A 17,944-nucleotide genomic window follows, 5' to 3' on the forward strand; every position below is an offset into this window, starting at 1 on the left:
CGTGAGCTGGAACACAATATCATTCCAACCAATGAAAGAAGACTGTGACCGGCTCCCCTCCCGAAACGAAGCTGGAACTCCAGCTGTCCCACGTTCAGGAGCCTCCTGCATGACCTCCACCAGTCCCGACGCCGGCGTCGGGGAAAGCCTCCTGACGTCTGCCGCGCCCGCCCGGCTTCGCGTTGAGCACCTCCGCGAGGTGATAGGCATCACCACCACCCGGCCCCGCCTCAACTGGATGCTGCCGGAAGGAGCAACAGGGCAGGTTGCTTACCGGATCACGGCAAGCAACGGCTGGGACACTGGACGGGTAGATTCTGCCCAACATCGCCTGGTGCCGTACTCCGGGCCGGCACTGCACTCCCGCAGCCGCTTTGAATGGCGGGTGCGGACTTGGGCCACTGATGCCGATGGCACCGAAACCGAAAGTGCCTGGTCCGGGCCCATGCCCGTGGAACTGGGACTCCTGCACTCCTCGGACTGGGCCGCCCGATGGATCGGCCCGGTTGAACCCGAAGTTCCCGCCCCCACTGAACGCCCCGGTTATGCCCTGCAGAAATCCTTCACCCTGAACGCAGTCCCCGAAGCAGCGCGCGTTTACGCCACGGCTCACGGCATCTACGAGCTGTTCCTCAATGGGCAGCGTGTGGGCGACCATCAGCTCACGCCCGGCTCCACAAGCTACAACACCACCCTGCAGGTGCAGGCCTACGACGTCACCGCCCTGCTGCGCCCCGGCATTAACACCATCAGTGCCGTCCTGACTGACGGCTGGTACCGGGGGACGTTCGGGTTCACGCGCGACGCCGACATGTACGGCAGGCATACAGCCCTCCTTGCGCAGCTGGAGATCCAGTCGGAGAACAGCAGGACGGTCATCGGCACCGATGAGTCCTGGCTGGTTTCCGTAACGGAGGTCCTCAGCGCGGACCTCATGGCAGGGCAGCGCGTCGACTTCCGGCGCGGAAGCAGCGTGGCGCCCGAGGGCGTCAGCGCACCCGCGAGGAGTTCCGCCGTAGTACGTCAGTGCAGCTACGAAGCCCTCACAGGGCCCGTGGCGCCGCCCACCCGCATTGTGGAAGAGCTTGCGCCCGTCTCCATTACCCGCCTCGCCAACGGGCACCAAGTGGTGGACTTCGGACAGAACATCCACGGATGGGTCCGGCTTACCCGACTCGGGGCATCTGGGGAGACCGTCACCCTCGTATACGGCGAGGCACTGGAGGCCGACGGTGACGTGACCCAGGACCACCTGCGCCCGCTCGATTTCCGCCGCCCGGGCCAGTTCCTGCCCGCCGGGCAGGTTGACCAGGTGACGGCGTCGGGTGCCACCGGGGAGGCGTTTGAACCACGGCATACCACCCACGGCTTCCAGTACGTGTCCGTGCAGGGCCTCACCCCGAACTTGGGGGCAGAGAACATCACCGCCTGCCTGGTCCAGACGGACCTGGAACCCCTCGGAACCTTCACCTGCAGTGACGAACGGCTCAACAAGCTCCACGACATCATCCGGTGGAGCTTCCGGGACAACGCCTGCGAGATCCCCACCGACTGCCCGCAGCGGGAAAAAGCAGGCTGGACGGGGGACTGGCAGTTGTTCGTCCCCGCCGCCGCTTACCTGTACGACGTAACCGGCTTCTCACGCAAATGGCTCAACGATGTCAGCGCGGACCAGTGGGAGAACGGGGTTGTTGCCAACATTTCGCCGTCGCCCGGTCCGGACGTGACGTCTGCCGACTTCATGGCTTTTGTGAACGGTTCGGCGGGCTGGGGCGACGCAGTGGTGATGGTGCCGTGGGAGGTCTACCTGGCCTCCGGCGATCCGGAAATCCTGGCGGAGAACTGGGAGGCGATGAAGCGCTGGCTGGGCTTCGTCAGGACCACCGCCGAATCGCAGCGGCACCCGGACCGCGCAACCGCGAATCTCACGCCTGCCCCACACGAACAGTACCTCTGGGACACCGGCTTCCACTGGGGCGAATGGATGGAACCGGGCGGCCCGGAACCTGACCTGTTCGCAGCCCGGTCCGCTGACCACGGCATCGTGGCCACCGCCTACTACCGCAACACCAGCGCGCTGATGGCGAAGATTGCTGCCGTCCTTGACCTCCCGGAGCAGTCTGCCGCCCTCGCCGCCCTCTCGGAGGATGTCCGGCAGGCGTGGGAAACGGAGTACCTGGAGTCATCAGGGCAGGTAACGCAGGCAAGCCAGGCCAACTGCGTCCGGGCGCTTGCGTTTGAACTCGTCAGCCCGGAGCGGCGCGCAACCGTCGCAGCCCAGCTGGTTTCGCTGGTCGAGGCCGCCGGCACCCATGTAGGGACGGGCTTCCTGGCCACGCCCTACCTGCTCCCTGTCCTGGCGGACAACGGTGAACTAGACCTGGCCTACGAGCTGTTGATGCAGGACTCGGAACCGTCCTGGCTCGTCATGGTGGACCGCGGTGCCACCACTATGTGGGAGCTGTGGAACGGCATCGACGCTGACGGTACCCCGCACCAGTCGCTGAACCATTACAGCAAGGGCGCAGTGGCGTCCTTCCTCCACCGCTACACAGCCGGCCTGCGCCAAGCCCCTGGCAGTTCAGGGTACGAGCGGATCATTATCGAGCCGTGCCCCGGCGCCGGGCTCACCTCCGCCGCCACGTCGCACCAGGGCCCGCGGGGCCTGATCGAGGTGGAGTGGACAACGGACGACGGCGCTCTGCAGCTTCGTGCCAGCGTCCCGGCGGGGACCACTGCCGAGGTCCGCCTGCCCGGCCAGCCTTCCGCCGTCGTCGGGCCGGGAACCCATCACTTCACCGCCGAGGTCTCCTCAAATCCCCAACCTGCAAGGAGCATGTAATGAGCGTCAGCGAAGCCGCCGAGGCCTACGAAACCGGACCGTTTGATCCTGCCCGGCCCGGTGCGGTGGACGTTCCCCCTTTTCCGGTTTTTGACACCCCGGGCATCCCCGAGAATGTGTCCGACGTTTCGGCAGTGCACCGCGAAGTCACGTACGCGAAGACCATCGGGTTCCGGCCGCTTAAGATGGACATCTGGCTACCTCGCCAGGCCACGGGTGGACCCGTGCCCCTGGTGATATGGGTCCATGGCGGAGCATTCCAACTAGGTGACCGCCGCGAGCTGCCGCCCACCTTCGCGCCTGACTCCCTCTTCCGGCTGCTCAACGAGGCAGGGATTGCCTGCGCCACCGTTGACTACCGGCATTCACTCGAAGCCCCGTTTCCGGGGCAACTGCACGACCTGAAAGCTGCCGCCCGCTACCTGCGTGAGTTTGCGGGGGACCTCGGCGTGGACCCGGAGCGTTTCGGGGCCTGGGGTGAATCAGCCGGCGGCCACCTCGCCGCACTGCTGGGACTAGCCGGAAGCAGGGAGGACCTGCACGGCGGGCTCGGTGTGCAGGGGCACTCCAGCGCCGTCAGCGCCGTCGTCGACTTCTACGGCGTATCCTCGCTCGTGGACATCCCGCCGCTGAATACACCGACGGGACTGTTCCCGCCGGCCTTGACCGCCGCCGTTCCGGCCGGGATGCCCTTGCAGCCGGAATACATGCTGGTGGGCGGCTCGGACGACCCGGCACTTTTGGCAGCTGCCAGCCCAGTCAGTTACGTGACCCCCCACGCTCCGCCGTTCCTGCTCATCCACGGGGACAGTGACGGCCTGGTGCCGCATTCGCAGACGGATCTACTGGCCGCGGCACTGGCGGAAGCCGGCGTGGAGCATGAGGTGATCACTGTCAAGGGCGGGGACCACTGCTTCTTCGGCGCCGAAGACCAGCTGGACGCCATCCTTGCGGCTGCTGTCAGCTTCTTCTCCGGGAAGTTGGGCAAGCTATGACAGCCGCCCAGCGGGATGCCTCCGCGCCCGCATCTGAGGGCGCTACCGATGTGTCGCCCGGTCCCGACAGCAAACTGGCTCCCGATGCCGGGTTCGCCCAATACCTGGCCGCCCCAGAAGGGCCGCAAACCCTGTCGGGCCAGGCCGGCCCGGACGTTCCCGTGCGGACAGTCACCGCGGATGGCCGCCGAGGGCCGGTGGATATCCGGATCTACGGGGAACCCTCACGGGCGGCCGGCCCGGCGCTGGTGTGGCTGCATGGCGGCGGCTTTGTCAGCGGCAGCCTGGACATGCCCGAATCCGACTACCTGGGAAGGGTCCTTGCGTCCTCCGGAACGCCGGTGCTGTCAGTCGATTACCGGCTGGCCCGCGACGGGGTGCACTTCCCGGTACCCCACGAGGATGCACTCGCCGCCTGGTTCTGGGTCCGCAAGCACGCGGCCGGGTTGGGGCTGAATCCAGAACTCCTGTGCCTGGGTGGGGCAGGCGCAGGCGGAAACCTCGCCGTGGGCGCCGCACTGTACCTGACCGACGCCGGAAAGCCGCTTCCCGCCAAGCTCCTGCTCGCCTACCCCTTCCTCCACGCGGAGTTGCCACCACCCGTGGGCGGACTGGACGAGAAAGTGATGGGGACGCTGCCGAGGCACCTGCGGTTCACTCTCGAGGACTGCGTGCGCCAGGCTGAAAACTATGTGGGCGGGCCGGTCAGCATGGCGTCCTCGTACGCCATGCCGGGATACGCGGACCCATCCGGGCTGCCGCCGACAGCCATCGTCGCATGTGAGTACGACGACGCCCGCGGCTCCTCCGAGCTCTTCGCCGCCAGCCTTGAGCAGGCGGACGTGCCCGTCTCCTTTTTCCTGGCCCGCGACGCTGTCCACGGCCACCTTAACCACGCCGCGGGCAGCCCGGAAGCGCAGCCCGTCCTGGATTTTCTCGCAAGGGAACTGGCGTCAGCGAAGGCGCTGTTTCATTGAGCGAAACCAGCCACGCGGCGCGGACTGCCTGTGCGCGAAGGTTGAACAGTGAACGCGGTCCACACAGGTGGCCCGGGGCAAGGATGAAACGGCACGGTAAGACATGGAGTCAACGATGACGGCAGGGCGGGTCCTCAGGGGCATCGTGTTTGCCCACCCCGGGGGCTCTGCCCCGCTGCTCCTCGACCTCTATCTCCCCGCCACCCCGCAGTCCGAAACGCTGCCCGCGGTGGTCCACTTCCACGGCGGCGGCTGGCGCGTGGGCGGCCGCTCCTCCCTCGGCCCGCAGGTGGATTCTCTGGGTATCAGCCCGATCGAGCTACTTGTGGACGCCGGTTTTGTGGTAGCTTCCGCCGACTACCGGCTGAGCTCGGTCGCGCACTTCCCTGCCCAACTCCTGGATGCAAAGGCCGCGGTTCGCTGGCTTCGCGGCCATGCCGCGGACTACAAGGTCAACCCGGACCGCATCTACGCCTGGGGTGATTCAGCCGGCGGTCACCTGGCCAGCCTGGTAGGCCTGACCGCCGGATCGGCGGAATACGCGGGTGATAGCGGGAACGTGAGCGACGCCGTTGCCGCCGTCGCCGCCTGGTACCCGCCCACGGATCTCCTCCGGATGGGTGAGCAGCGGCTCCCGAACGCTGTGGCCAGCGCAGATGACCCCGGTTCCCGCGAGGCGCTGCTCCTGGGCGCCCGGCCGGCCGAGGTGCCGAACAAGGCCGCGGCGGCGAGCCCCCTCACCTACGCCGGCAACCCGGCCCCGCCCTTCTTTCTGGCGCACGGCACCGCGGACCGGTTCGTCCCGCCAGCCCAGTCTTCAACGCTGGCCGCCGCGCTGGAAGCCGCCGGCACCGACGTCGAACTCTTGCTCATTGAAGGTGCCGACCACATGTGGCAGCTGCCGGAGCAGGATACTGTCGCCGCTGTAAGAGCGACCGAGGCCACTATCGCTTTTTTCCGCCGCCAGGCGCACACCTCCTGACCTTCGACAACCCGGGGCACCCCTGTGCCCGGCAAGACCTGAAAGGCCCTCCTATGCAGTTTGTTGGGATCATCCATCAAGGCGAGCCGTGGGCTGCGGCCCTCGTGCATCCGCACCTTTTTCCACTCGCCCCCGTTGCCGATTTCTGGGCTGGCCCCTCGGGCTGGCAGGACAAGGCCACCACACTGACGGCCGACGCCGGCACCTGGCTTGAGCGTGGAAACGTTACCGAAGTGCCGCCCGTCCCCGCATCGGCACGTGTGATCTGCGTAGGGCTGAACTACAAAGCCCACGCCGCAGAAGGCAGTTACAAGGACCAGGACCTGCCGCCCTATCCCACGCTGTTCGGGCGCTGGACGGCATCACTCTCGGTAAGCAACGTCCCTGTTCCGGTCCCGGCGGGCGAAGCCGGTTTGGACTGGGAAGGCGAAGTGGCGGCCTACATCGGCCGGCGCGTGGAATCGGCTGACGAGGCCGAAGCTGCGAAGTCCGTTTTCGGCTACTCCACCTTCAATGACATCACAGCCCGCCGTGCCCAGAAACTCACCAGCCAGTGGACACTGGGCAAGAACGGCGACTTCACCGGTCCGCTGGGGCCCCTGGTTAGCCGGGACGAAGTGGGCGACCTCCGCGATGGCTTGCAGGTGCGCACCAGGGTGAACGGCACCGAGGTCCAGAACGGCAACACCCGGGACATGATCTTCTCCGTCCCGGCCATCATCTCCCTGATCAGCCAGACCCTGACCCTGCACCCCGGGGACGTCATCGCCACGGGAACTCCCGAAGGGGTGGGCTACGCCCGCACCCCGCAGTGGCTGCTGCAGCCCGGCGACACCGTGGAAGTGGAGATCGAGAAGCTCGGAACCCTGACCACCCCGGTGGGCAGGCCATCCCTGCGGAGCCATGCCTGATGGTCACACACCGTTTCGCATCCTCGGACCACATCCCAGCGGAGGCGCAAATCCTGATAGCCGGCGGCGGACCCAGCGGCCTTTTCCTGGCCCTGGACCTGGCCTCCCGTGGCGTGCCCAGCCTGGTGGTGGAGCCGAGGGACACCGTGGACCACGCCCGGCCGCGCGCCAAAACCACCAACGCCCGCACCATGACCCACCTGCGCAGGCTTGGCCTGGCCGATGCGCTCCGCGCCGCATCCCCGCTTCCAGTGGGCTACTCCCAGGACGTCAGTTTCTGTACCGGGCTGACCGGCCCCGGCGCGCATGAACTGCGCAGGTTCCCGAACGCCTTCCAGCTGGTTCCCGGCCGGTACGGGCCGCAACCCGAGTGCGGCCAGCAGGTTCCGCAGCCCGTGCTCGAGGAGGTGCTGCGTGCCGCCGCCGCCCGGTCGCCACTGGTGACGATGCTGACCGGATGGAGTGTGGAGGCTGTTGAGGATTCCGTGACCGGGTACACCACCGTGATTTCTGGCCCTTCCGGTGCCCGGCGCACTGTTGCGGCCGGGTTTGTGATCGGCGCCGACGGTGCTTCCTCCACCGTCCGCCGCAGCCTCGGCATCCGCCTGGAAGGCGGCTCCGCGGCACTGTCCAACATCAGCATCCTGTTTCGGTCCGAGGGGCTTGCGTCAGCGCTAGCCTTGGAGCCGGCGGTGCAGTACTGGGTGGCCGGTGCGGACACTTCGGGGATGGTGGGCCCGATGGACCTTGACGGCACCTGGTGGGCCATCATCCAGGGGGTCGACCCGCAGGAGTTGGTGGACAAAAGCAAGGCCGATGCGATGGTGCACTCCCTGGTGGGACCTGACGTCGATATCGAAGTCCTGGCCACCGATCCGTGGACGGCGCGAATGCTGCTGGCCCCGGAATATCGCCACGGGGGAGTGTTCCTGATGGGCGATGCCGCCCACCTCAACCCGCCGTGGGGCGGGCACGGCTTCAACACCTGCGTGGGCGACGCCGCCAACCTCGCCTGGAAACTTGCCGGAATGTTCGCCGGCTGGGCGGGCCCGGACCTGCTTGACAGCTACGAAGCCGAGCGCCGCCCGGTGGCGGCCCGCACGATCAGCGACGCCGCCACCAACGGCAAAGCCCTGGCCTACCACTTTGCCGATCCCGCGCTCCTGGCCGAGGGGTCTGCAGGTGCGGCCGCCCGGGACGCTGCCCACGACGCCCTAGCGATAAAGCGGAGCGAGTTTGACTCCCTGGGTTTGGTCCTCGGGTACGCCTACGGGGAATCGCCGGTGGTGGTCCCTGACGGGTCGCGGGTCTCGTTGGAAGACCCCATCGTCTATGTTCCGTCCGCCAGCCCGGGCGCCCTGCTTCCGCATGCCTGGCTAGACGCTTCCGCCTCGGTCTACGACCTGCTGGGCCAAGGCTTCACCCTTCTCGTTGACGCCGCGGCACTGGCCGGCAGTCCGGCGGAGGACGACTTCACTCGCGTCGCCCTGGCAGCGGACCGCAAGGGCATCCCGGTGACGATTGCCCCCATCGGGCCATTCGACGACGGGACGTCACCTGCCGACCTATGGGGTGCCGACGCCGTCCTTGTCCGCCCGGACCAGCACGTGGCTTGGCGGGGGAGCTCGGCCAAGGCAGCAGCAGCTGCCTTGGCAGTGGCCGCTGGCTGGCACATGACCGAGGACGGGGAGCAGCAGCAGAACCAGCACAACGAGCAGGAAGGGAAGGCCCGTGTCCGCGTCGTCGTTCCGTGATTATCTTTTCACCCCTGACCACCCGCGCGTGGCTGAGATCCGCGGCCTAAACGCCCGCGAGTACGCCGAGGCGGCCACCAAAGATTCCTTTGCCGGGCCCATGATCGAGGGCTGGAAGAAGCTGTATCCGCAACCGTTCACAGGCATCACGAACGATGGCGTCCGCCGCCATGGGTTGTTTCCCCTCGCCCCGGCGCGGGCCGGGGAAGAGGCGCCCACCGCCGAAATGGCAGCCGTGGCCCGCAAACTCCTCGAGTACTTGACTCTTGAGCAAGTCGCGCAGCTGACGTACGTGGTGGACGCGCCCGAATGGCAGAGCTGGGCGAACCCGGAGTTCATGCAGCACGATACTGGCCTGCGGCTGGACGAGCTGGATGCCACCGTACGCGATGCCGTGTTCGCCGTGGTGGAAGCATCGCTGAGCCCGTCCGGCTTCGAGCTGCTGCGCAACCTCATGCGGATCAACCGCTTCCTCGGCGAACTGGTGGAACTGCCGCTGCTGATGAATGAGTACAGCTACAACTTCGCGCTCTACGGGCAACCGTCAGAAACCGAGCCATGGGGGTGGCAGCTGTTTGGCCACCACGCCGCGCTCAACTGCCTGGTGGCCGGAACCCAGCTGGTCATCTCGCCGGTGTTCATGGGAGCCGAGCCGGACGTCATTGACGCCGGGCCATACCAGGGCGTGGCGGTCTTCAAGGAGCGGATTGCCCTGGCGCGTGAGCTAATAGGAACCCTGCCCCCAGAACTCCGGGCACGCGCTGTTGTCTACGAATCAATGGTGGATCCGGCAATGCCTGAAAGCCGCCTCCACCCCGGCGATGAGCGGCACCTCGGCGGCTGCTTCCAGGACAACCGGGTGATCCCTTACGAAGGCATCCGTGTGGTGGACATGCCGGCGGACGCCCGGGGCATCCTGGACGCCGTAGTGAACGACTTCATTGCGTATCTTCCAGACGGTCCCCGGGCTGCCCGGTGGCGCGAGATTCAAGAGCACTATGATGAGAGCTTCTTCAGCTGGATCGGCGGCTGGGAGGGAGAGGCAGCTTTCTACTTCCGCCTGCAGAGCCCGGTCGTGATCCTGGAGCTGGGCCACCACACCGGAGTGTTCCTCAGTAACGCCGAGCCTGCGCCGTTCCATATGCACACCGTGGTCCGCACGCTCAACGGCAACGATTACGGCCGCGAACTCGTCAAGCAGCGCCCGCCCCGCTAGCGCCTTGTATCAAAGCCAATGGCCCGGACTTCCTCGGAAGTCCGGGCCATTGGCTGCTGTGGAAAGCGCTAGGAGATTTCCAGGGCAACGCGTCGCTGCGGCGGCGGGCCAACGACGGTGAGGTCCATCTCGGCCTGCGCCCGGCCGAAGCCTTCCATGTCCATGTAGGGCTCGCCGCCCTCGGTGAACATGTGGTCCTCGGTGGGGGTGTTGAAGTACTCGAAGAACCCGTTGAAGACCGACGGCGTGAGGAAGCCCAGCATCTGCGTGTTGTGCGAGTCCAGGGCGAAGGAGTGGATGGTGCCGGCGGGCGCGTGGACGAAGTCACCCTTGGTCAACAGCATTTCCCGGCCGTTGGCGTAGAGCCACATCCGCCCCTCGGTGACCAGGAAGTTCTCCGTGTGCTCGCTGTGAAAGTGCAGCGGAATGTAGGGGGTTTTGGCGCCCTTGGTGTGCACGGCAAAGTAATTCGAGCCGGTGTTCGCGGGCCGTGACAGGTAGGTGAACATGGTCTGGTAGCTGACCATACGCTCGCCCTCGTGCGCGCTCAGGAAGTAGGGGCTCAGCGTGGGCGGCAGGCCGGAGTCGTGCTTGAACGCAGGCTCCACCCGCTCAACGTCCGGGAAGGTGATGCCGAACTCGGCACCCACCTCTGCCTGCTCCTGGAGGCCGGCCTTGTGGCCGGCGCGGACGGGAGGGACGTGGGAATCAATGGGGGTCCCGACGCGCTCGTAGTAGGCCTCGGCGCCACCGGGCGTCATCCAGTTGAGGAAGCGCGTGTAGTGGCTGGCCATGCGGTAGGCGTGGGGTGTGTTGGGCGGGATGACTACGGAGTCACCGGGGGTGAGGATGCGACTTTCGCCGGGGAGCCAGACGTGTAGGATGCCGTCGAAGACGTAAAGGGTTTTGTGCTCCACCTTGTGGCTGACGAACGGCGATTCGGCACCCATTCCGCCGGAAATGTACGCGGCGCTAAAGATACCGCCGGTGTCCACCGCGCGGGCGATGACGGTGATCAGTTGGCCGTTGATCTCGTAGCGGGCACCTTCGCCTGATGCCATGTAGTAGGGGACGGCTTCGCCGGGCAGGGTGTTGGCCGCCGGCAGTTGCTGGTTCATTTCCTCCACGCTGAGGGACATAGTTCCTTCTTTCGGCTCGTCCGGCCAGGCCGGAATGTGACTTCCATCATGACCTGCCCTTCCGGACGCAGCCGAGCCTGGTTTTCATTAGACGAAAACCTATTGCACTGCCCGCACCGAGGACGGCCACCGATACCAGGCGATTGCTGCTGGCCCCGGTGATCCCGGCTATGCCGCCACCGCCGTGATGCAGGCTAGACTGCACTCGCTCTTGCCCTCGATGGTGACCGGCTGCCGACCGCGAAAGGGTCGCTGACACCGGCCACTGCACTCGGCAACGTGCTCATACAGTGACTCCGTGCGGCCGGCCACACCTGCCAGGTAACCAAACTCGTCTGAACCAGGTCCTGCACATTGACGGCACAGGCAGGGGAACGGCTCACTTCGAGCGTGGCCTGGCGCAGGTACTGGTAAACCGTTTCCCTGCTGATCCCTGATGAGGGAGCGTTCGAATTCGGCGAACGCTCCCATGACGGAGAGCATGAGGTTGGCCATGGGGGAGTCTCGCCAGTGAAGACCAGGCTCTCTTTGACGAACTCCACTCGCAAGCCTTTGCGTGTCAGTCCCTGGACAAGAGCACGCAGCTCATCGAGGTTCCGGGCCAGCCGGTCCATGCTGTGCACCACCACGGTGTCTGCATCTCGCGCGAACCGCAGCAACTCTGTAAGCTCTGGTCTCGCGGTGTCCCTGCCCGAGGCCTTGTCCGTGAAGACCCGGTCCAGAACCTGGCCTTCGAGCTGGCGCTTCTCGTTCTGGTCCAGCGTGCTCACCCGCGTACCCGATCCGCTGTCCAGCCACCTGTGCCTCCAAGCTCGTCCTGTCAGGTTGAGCTCAAGGCCCCTGTCAGAAGAAAGTCAAGGCATGCTGCCCCGGTTCGTCAGGTTTGGGTGTGCCCAAACTGGACGAACTGCCTACCGTTGCCACGCTTTCTCTGGACTAACGAGTCCGGCTACACAAGAGGCCTGTTTCACCGACCCTTTGAGCAGGGCTGGCCCTGCAGCGTTTTCAAAAGCACGAATACTTCGCAATTGAATATCCCTGATTCGGTTGTTGGATGCCGAAGTAGACGAGGTACGGGAGTTTCGCGGCTTTGTGGGCGAGAACGGCTCCTGTAATCCGTGCAACAGTTCCCTCCTGCAGCCTGGTTCCCCCTGATAAGGGGGAGACAAGGAGGGGAAGTCTCAGACGCGTGGCACGCACGAGACGCGCTAAGTTATGCCGCAGGGGTGTGAGGTAAAGGCCGTTAGCCTGCTGATCCAGTTAGCTGACCACGGTGCGTTGGTGAGGGCTGCGGGTGGCGAATTGAACGGATACCAGAGCTGTTGATCCAGCCGGCACCCAAATGCAATGCCGCTGCTGCGCGATCGGGATCCTCTCCCCGCCAGGCGATGTGCTGGTCAGGGCGGACGAGTACCATCGGGGCCTCCCAACAGTCTGCCAAGGGCAGGCTGTCATCCTGCTGCCGCACAGCCCGTACCGCCAGGGGTATCCCGGCCGCTGCTGCTGCGGCCGGGAGAGAAGAGAAAACCTCGTCGGAGTCTCCTCCAGCCAGCCACTCGGCGTCGGCCAAGAGGGTGAAGCCCGGTCCCAGTTGGTCGTAAATTGATTGGCTGTTGTCCAGCCACACGTGAGGAAGCAGGCATCCGGGCGCGGCGGACGGTTGGTACACGATGGGGTCTTCAGCGGGCACTGGGGAGCGGTCATTGGAGATGACTGCAGACCCTGCATAGTTGTAGCCAAGGACCAGGCCGAGGGAATGAAATTCGCTGCGCTTTACTTCCAGAGCCTCCGCTGCTTGCGTGCGGGCGGCCTCTCCGATCGGGCCGGATTTGTTGAGGTTTTCGTTGGCAAAGTCGTAGGCGAGAGCGTTTCCGTTGCTGGCAGCGTCCCGGATGGTACGGGCAGCAACGGGGCGGCGTTCCGGTTCGTAGCTATCCAACAGCAAGGGACCGCCCCAGCCGTGGTACCTAGCCGCCAGTTTCCAGGCCAGGTTCGCCGCGTCGCCGATGCAGGTGTTGAAGCCGTGCCCTCCCCAGGGTGGGTTCAGGTGGGCGGCATCTCCGATGAGGAAGATACTTCCCGAAGAGTACCGGTTGGCGAGGAGCATTCGGGCGGTCCATGGGTCCTCGGCAATAATATCGATGTCCACATCGGCGCCGGCCATGGTTCGGATGGCTTGCCTCGGGTCGAAGTCCCGGTTTTGCGGATCCACGCCCTGAAGGATCGCCCACCACGTGTCGTTCAAATCCATTCGGCCGATCATGCCAGCGGCTTGGGGGGCCATAACCCAGTATTGGACCGCCGGATCCAGAACAAGTGTTTTTGCCAGCTCCTGGGAGCGGAATAGCACGCTGAGGTTTGAGCGGGCCGCGGAGCCTCCCTCGAGGCTGATCCCCAGTTTTTTGCGTACAGTGGACGCTCCGCCATCTGCTCCAATAACGTACTCAGCGAGGAGAGTTCGCTCTTCGCCCGCCTCGTTGGAGATGTGTACGCGCTGCAAGGCCGCACCCGTTGAATTTGCATCGTAATCCGGGTCAACGTGGGCCACGTTCAGGCCTGTGTGGAGGACCGCAAGGTCCGATTCGTGAACGGCTTGCCGGAGGACTGTTTCGAGGACCGGTTGCGGAACCTGCTGCCCGCACTCCGGCTGGTGATCATAGGCCCCGGTGGCGAGCTGGAAGGCGTTGGAAAACCGGGTAACTTCATGGCCGGCCAAGCTTGAGCAAAAGATGACGTCCTGGCTGTAGTCCACAGGAAGTGGTGCGGCCGCGCGGAGCTTATCCGCCAGGCCCAACCTTCGCAAATGGGTCATGGTCCGCGCATTGGTCGTCTTAGCTCGGGGCCGCCTGGGATCGATTTCCGTCCTCGGCTCTACAACAATGCTCGGGACGCCGCGATCGGCTAGATCAAGAGCCAGGAATAAGCCGCTCGGTCCCCCTCCGCTGATGAGCACGGGTGCGTGGGAAGGCAATGTGTGAAGGTCAGTGTGTATCAGCATTGTTCGCCTTTCTGGAAGAAATTGGTGCGTACAGCCGTGTTAGCGAACGTGTTCGGGCTGGGGCACGGTTGAAGCGAGCGGAGCAGCTTTGGCTGGAACGAGGAGCATCAACGTGGCCCCGGCCAGGGCGGGAATTGCGAACGCGGCGGCAACAAGGGGAACTCCTCCACCAAATCCGATGACGAAGGCTCCATATGTCGGTCCGGCAATGGCTCCGATACGGCCGACTGCCAAGGCCCACCCCAGCCCTGTCGCCCGAATGGCCGCGGGGTAGAACTGGGCAATGTAATCGTTGATCATGTTCTGGGTGCCGAGTCCGCCAAAGCCGGCTACCGCGGCGAGCACGGCCAGCACAGCCGCTGGAGGATTGGTGGACATCAGCAGCAGCGCAGCGGCTGCACTGACGAAACCTACGATAACGATCCGCTTCGGTCCGAACTTTTGGCTGGCTGCTGCGGCCAAAACGGTTCCGATGACGGCTCCGACCGAATAGGCCAGGAGGAAGGAGACGGATGACCCTACCCCGTAGCCGGCATTGCGCATGACCTGAGGAAGCCAGGTGCTGACGCCGAAAATCGTTAGCAGGCTCAGGACAGTGATAGCCCAGATAGTGATGGTGGGGCGTGCGTAGCCGAGGTGGAAAAGGGAACGCGTGGAAGACTTGACAACTGTCTCTACTTCCTGGGGTTCGGGGGTGTGTGTCATCCCGTAGGTTGCCTCGATCTTCTCGGCTTCGGCCGTGAGTTGCTTGGCACGCAGGAAGGAGGGCGATTCAGGCAGGTGCCGCCAGGCGATGGGCACCAGAATGAGGGATAGGGCACCTGCCGCGTAGACCGGCCGGAATCCGTAGCGTTCCAAGAGTGCCAGTGATGTCAGGGAGGCCACTACGGTCCCGATGGCGGGCCCGGTGAGTACCGCTCCAAGTGTGACGGATTTTTTGGCAGGATCTGCGAATTCATTGGCGAGGGCAACCGCTGTCGGAAGCAGCCCACCGACGCCGAAACACGCAATGAACCGGAACGCCGCAAACATCTCCCACGTGGGAGCCAAGGCACAGGCAAACATGGCCACGGAAAACAAGGCCAAAGCAGCGATGAAGATGCGCCGCCGTCCCAGCCGGTCTGTCAGGGTTCCGACGACAAGTGACCCGAGAAGCATCCCGACCAGGGCAATGCTGCCGACCGCTCCAGCAGCTGCCGGTGTGATGTTGAAGGGGGCGACGCCGATCAGGCCGGGGAGTGTGGCTCCATATACGTACAGGTCATAACCGTCGGCCAGCAGGCCGAGCCAGCACAGGACGAAAATCCCAAGCAGTGATTTCTTCTTTGAGGCCGTGGAGTTCATCGTTGATTCCATTCGGGTAGATTTCCTTGAAAACTATTAGGTCGGCAACGACCAAGGATGGACACTGCAGCGTTGCAAAGCGAAAGGACTGACTGGGTCCTGAGCAGAGGGACTATTCGTGTGAACGGTGCCGAACCTAAGTCTTTTGCCGTGTGTTTAGCCTCTCCCGGACATCCGGATCCTGGCAGGTGCTTCTTCAATGAATGAAATAGACTTTGTGATAAGAAGCACACGCCGGGCGTAAGGGAGGTGATCCGTGACGGACAAGCAGGTCTCCAGGGCTCCCCGTGGCGGCCGGCCAGCCCAGGGGGAGCCCGTGCTGATTAGGGCACTAAGCCTGCTGGCGCAGTTTTCTGACAGCAGGCGTGCGCTCAGCCTCACCGACCTTTCCCGCGCCACCGGAATGCCGTCAGCGACCGCTCTGAGATATCTTCGGCACCTTACCGAGTGGGGTGCTTTGGAGCGTCTGGAAGATGACAGATACGTGGTTGGCGTGCGGCTGTGGGAGGTCGCCTCACTGGCACCGCGGGGGCACGGAATCCGACAGATCGCGCTCCCGTATCTCGAAGACCTCTACGAGGTCACACACCACCACGTGCTGCTGGCAGTACGCCACGGCCGGGATGCCGTGCTGATCGACAGACTCTCATCCAAAGACGCCACCGAAGTCGCTTACAGGGTCGGCGGTCGACTTCCCCTACACACAACAGCCGTAGGGCAGGTTCTCCTGGCTCACAGTAACCCTGCTTTTCAGGCTGAAATACTCGCGGCGCCACTCGAAGTCATATCTGGAGTCAAACCCCTCTCCGAGACAGATTTGCGTGCCGTGCTGGCAGGGGTGAAACGAGCCGGAGTAAGCGTCGTCCGCCGCACGGTCCCTTCACGAACCGTTTCGGTGGCAGCGCCCGTTTACGGTCCGGGCGCCGAGGTTGTTGCCGCATTGTCCATCGTCATGCCGGATGGAGCAGCTCCAGAACATGAACTGATTCCCGCCGTCCGGACTGCCGCCCGGGCGATCTCGCGGGCTCTGGGTTACAGTCCCGCCGTAAGCGGGGCCGTCAGGCATTCATCTGAGACGCCAGGGGCGACTTACTAAACCTTCCGTCGCTAGAGGAGGCGGGCACCTGAAGACGGCGAGGAGCGTCGGAGGCTGAAGTTTCGGCGCCTGCCGCGCAGGTCAGTTAGGTCACGTCGTCCTCCGTCAGGTTGTCCGAGTCGGAGTTCGATGACAGCCTGCAGCTTAAGGCCGTGCCGAACGCCTCAGGGTAGGCCTGGCGGATGCCCAAATTCAGCCCGGCTGCACCCTCGGCAAGTTTGCGCCCGGTGCGGGTCCGGACGAAGAAGTAGCGCAGGTGCGTGATGAAGCGGGCAGCGCTCACCGTTTCCCGGTCAAAGGCCCATCCTGCTCAAGGACCTCGAACATCTGGGCTAACACGCCGGTCATCTGTCCGAATCGCGGCCATCCTCTGGAACGAACACGCACACCACGTTGGTTTCATCCACCGACTGGCCTGCTTGGGCCTGGAACCCCAGTCCTTGTCAGCGATGGTCGAAAAGTGAGCCATTTCGCGGGCTTGGCGTCTAGTGGTCGTTGCAACACCTGAGTGTTTAGGAGTTGCAATTGGCAGAGATGAAACGGCCACGAAAGTCACGGGGAGCCCCTCCAAAGAACGCTGCACGGGCTCACTATGATCAGCTGATGAAACAGGGAATGGGCAATTCTGAGGCCTGCCGAATCGTGGGAATCAGCCGTAGTTCAGGGACACGATGGCGGCATGGCCACACCGTTGTTCTGAAGTCCGGGGATATCAAAAAGATTGCTCCCATCTCGCATAAGAGGCCGGCCGCTATCTCTGCCCGGTTTCTCTCTGAGACGGAACGAATCACGATCGCAGACCTCCTGCATGCGGGGCGAAGCATTCGCGCTATCGCCATGGAACTCGGGCGCAGTCCGTCCACGGTGAGCCGAGAGATCCGCCGCAACATTCACGAACCCTCTGGAAACTACCGTCCGCGAACAGCTCAGCGGAGTGCCGAGCGTAGAAGGAGCCGCCAGCGAACCGGCAAGATCGCAGCGAACCCTGAGCTGCGGGAGTTCGTGCGCGAACACCTGCAGCAGCGCTGGAGCCCCCGCCAGATCAGCACCCGTCTACGCGCTAATTTTCCGGGACAACCCGAGATGCACGTCGTGCCCGAGACTGTCTATCAGGCGCTATATGGGCGAGGAAGCCTGGATCTGGCCGTGGACCCGGCCGTCTCGCTGCGCAGCGGGCGGACCGGCCGCCGGCCGCGCCGCCGGAAGGAGCACCGGACTAAGCGATTCCCGGACATGGTCATGATCCGGGACAGACCTGCGGAAGTGATCGGCAGATTAGTACCAGGGCATTGGGAGGGCGATCTAATAATTGGGAAAGGCGGTCGCTCGGCCATCGCCACACTGGTCGAGCGGACCACGCGCTTCATCATTCTCGTGCACCTGGCAGGGAACCGTGGTGCTGAGAATCTGCGCGATCGACTAGTTGATTCGATGAGACCGCTCCCGCCCCACCTGCGCCGCTCCCTGACTTGGGATCAGGGCACTGAAATGGCCTGCCAACAGGATTTCACGCGGCAAACACGGATTGCGGCGTATTTCTGCGACCCGGCGAGCCCCTGGCAGCGCGGCTCAAACGAGAACACTAATGGACTGCTGGACTGGTCCCTAAATGTTGGACTCCTAATTAAACGTTACGCGCTGGCGAGGTTGTGAGCGAGGTATTCGTCGGGGCTGAGGTAGCCGAGTCTCC

Annotated in this window: 12 protein-coding genes and 3 pseudogenes; 9 read left to right on the forward strand and 6 right to left on the reverse strand. The window is 64.5% G+C overall.

Going from position 1 to position 17,944, the window contains the following annotated elements:
* Nucleotides 1–109: 109 nt before the first annotated feature.
* The 7 genes from AC5RT4_RS12070 to AC5RT4_RS12100 all read left to right on the forward strand — a co-directional run bounded on the left by AC5RT4_RS12070 (nucleotide 110) and on the right by AC5RT4_RS12100 (nucleotide 9,677).
* Nucleotides 110–2,842 carry an alpha-L-rhamnosidase gene (locus tag AC5RT4_RS12070; RefSeq protein WP_494105869.1) on the forward strand — a complete coding sequence of 911 codons (2,733 nt, stop codon included), beginning with the start codon at nucleotides 110–112 and terminating at the stop codon, nucleotides 2,840–2,842.
* The gene (locus AC5RT4_RS12075; RefSeq protein WP_494105870.1) at nucleotides 2,842–3,837 is read left to right on the forward strand and encodes an alpha/beta hydrolase fold domain-containing protein; all 996 of its coding nucleotides are present in this window, start codon (nucleotides 2,842–2,844) and stop codon (nucleotides 3,835–3,837) included. Before AC5RT4_RS12070 ends, AC5RT4_RS12075 begins: the two co-directional genes overlap by 1 nt.
* Nucleotides 3,834–4,814, forward strand: coding sequence for an alpha/beta hydrolase (locus AC5RT4_RS12080; protein ID WP_494105871.1), 981 nt, complete (start codon nucleotides 3,834–3,836; stop codon nucleotides 4,812–4,814). Before AC5RT4_RS12075 ends, AC5RT4_RS12080 begins: the two co-directional genes overlap by 4 nt.
* A 115-nt stretch (nucleotides 4,815–4,929) precedes the next feature.
* A complete protein-coding gene (locus tag AC5RT4_RS12085; protein WP_494105872.1) occupies nucleotides 4,930–5,796 on the forward strand; it encodes an alpha/beta hydrolase fold domain-containing protein in 867 nt (288 codons plus the stop codon).
* Nucleotides 5,797–5,849: 53 nt separating this feature from the next.
* Nucleotides 5,850–6,707: a fumarylacetoacetate hydrolase family protein gene (locus AC5RT4_RS12090; protein WP_494105873.1), complete on the forward strand. Its 858-nt coding sequence runs from the start codon at nucleotides 5,850–5,852 to the stop codon at nucleotides 6,705–6,707.
* Nucleotides 6,707–8,461, forward strand: coding sequence for an FAD-dependent monooxygenase (locus AC5RT4_RS12095; protein WP_494105874.1), 1,755 nt, complete (start codon nucleotides 6,707–6,709; stop codon nucleotides 8,459–8,461). The genes AC5RT4_RS12090 and AC5RT4_RS12095 overlap by 1 nt, the downstream gene beginning before the upstream one ends.
* Nucleotides 8,439–9,677 carry a DUF3500 domain-containing protein gene (locus AC5RT4_RS12100; RefSeq protein WP_494105875.1) on the forward strand — a complete coding sequence of 413 codons (1,239 nt, stop codon included), beginning with the start codon at nucleotides 8,439–8,441 and terminating at the stop codon, nucleotides 9,675–9,677. Before AC5RT4_RS12095 ends, AC5RT4_RS12100 begins: the two co-directional genes overlap by 23 nt.
* 68 nt (nucleotides 9,678–9,745) lie before the next feature.
* Here AC5RT4_RS12100 and AC5RT4_RS12105 read toward each other — a convergent pair whose 3' ends face one another.
* The 5 genes and pseudogenes from AC5RT4_RS12105 to AC5RT4_RS12125 form a co-directional block, all read right to left on the reverse strand.
* Nucleotides 9,746–10,816 (reverse strand): quercetin 2,3-dioxygenase, encoded by a 1,071-nt coding sequence (locus AC5RT4_RS12105; protein WP_494105876.1) that lies wholly within the window; start codon nucleotides 10,814–10,816, stop codon nucleotides 9,746–9,748.
* 411 nt (nucleotides 10,817–11,227) lie between these two features.
* Nucleotides 11,228–11,614: pseudogene (locus AC5RT4_RS12110) on the reverse strand (recombinase family protein); the annotation flags it as partial.
* Between the two features lie 247 nt (nucleotides 11,615–11,861).
* Nucleotides 11,862–12,013 (reverse strand): annotated as a pseudogene (locus AC5RT4_RS12115) (acetyl-CoA carboxyl transferase); the annotation flags it as partial.
* Nucleotides 12,014–12,059: 46 nt separating this feature from the next.
* Nucleotides 12,060–13,814 carry an FAD-dependent monooxygenase gene (locus AC5RT4_RS12120; RefSeq protein ID WP_494105877.1) on the reverse strand — a complete coding sequence of 585 codons (1,755 nt, stop codon included), beginning with the start codon at nucleotides 13,812–13,814 and terminating at the stop codon, nucleotides 12,060–12,062.
* A 39-nt stretch (nucleotides 13,815–13,853) separates the two neighbouring features.
* Complete coding sequence (locus tag AC5RT4_RS12125; RefSeq protein WP_494105878.1) at nucleotides 13,854–15,170, reverse strand: MFS transporter; 1,317 nt, start codon at nucleotides 15,168–15,170, stop codon at nucleotides 13,854–13,856.
* 244 nt (nucleotides 15,171–15,414) lie between these two features.
* Between AC5RT4_RS12125 and AC5RT4_RS12130 the strand changes: the two genes are divergently transcribed.
* Nucleotides 15,415–16,254, forward strand: coding sequence for an IclR family transcriptional regulator (locus AC5RT4_RS12130; protein ID WP_494105879.1), 840 nt, complete (start codon nucleotides 15,415–15,417; stop codon nucleotides 16,252–16,254).
* An 85-nt stretch (nucleotides 16,255–16,339) separates the two neighbouring features.
* On the opposite strand, the gene AC5RT4_RS12135 is transcribed toward AC5RT4_RS12130, so the two are convergent.
* On the reverse strand, nucleotides 16,340–16,537 hold the full coding sequence (locus AC5RT4_RS12135; RefSeq protein ID WP_494105880.1) for a hypothetical protein: 198 nt from the start codon (nucleotides 16,535–16,537) through the stop codon (nucleotides 16,340–16,342).
* Between the two features lie 320 nt (nucleotides 16,538–16,857).
* Between AC5RT4_RS12135 and AC5RT4_RS12140 the strand changes: the two are divergent.
* Nucleotides 16,858–17,850 (forward strand): annotated as a pseudogene (locus AC5RT4_RS12140) (IS30 family transposase); the annotation flags it as partial.
* Between the last annotated feature and the right edge of the window lie 94 nt (nucleotides 17,851–17,944).

The organism is Arthrobacter sp. sptzw42 (genome assembly GCF_059089685.1).

Bases quoted from the DNA above. Each gene is read 5' to 3' on its own strand.
- AC5RT4_RS12095 (WP_494105874.1), top strand. From the start codon at position 6,707: ATGGTCACACACCGTTTCGCATCCTCGGACCACATCCCAGCGGAGGCG.
- AC5RT4_RS12120 (WP_494105877.1), bottom strand. From the start codon at position 13,814: ATGCTGATACACACTGACCTTCACACATTGCCTTCCCACGCACCCGTG.
- AC5RT4_RS12125 (WP_494105878.1), bottom strand. From the start codon at position 15,170: ATGGAATCAACGATGAACTCCACGGCCTCAAAGAAGAAATCACTGCTT.
- AC5RT4_RS12090 (WP_494105873.1), top strand. From the start codon at position 5,850: ATGCAGTTTGTTGGGATCATCCATCAAGGCGAGCCGTGGGCTGCGGCC.
- AC5RT4_RS12075 (WP_494105870.1), top strand. From the start codon at position 2,842: ATGAGCGTCAGCGAAGCCGCCGAGGCCTACGAAACCGGACCGTTTGAT.
- AC5RT4_RS12105 (WP_494105876.1), bottom strand. From the start codon at position 10,816: ATGTCCCTCAGCGTGGAGGAAATGAACCAGCAACTGCCGGCGGCCAAC.
- AC5RT4_RS12080 (WP_494105871.1), top strand. From the start codon at position 3,834: ATGACAGCCGCCCAGCGGGATGCCTCCGCGCCCGCATCTGAGGGCGCT.
- AC5RT4_RS12070 (WP_494105869.1), top strand. From the start codon at position 110: ATGACCTCCACCAGTCCCGACGCCGGCGTCGGGGAAAGCCTCCTGACG.
- AC5RT4_RS12085 (WP_494105872.1), top strand. From the start codon at position 4,930: ATGACGGCAGGGCGGGTCCTCAGGGGCATCGTGTTTGCCCACCCCGGG.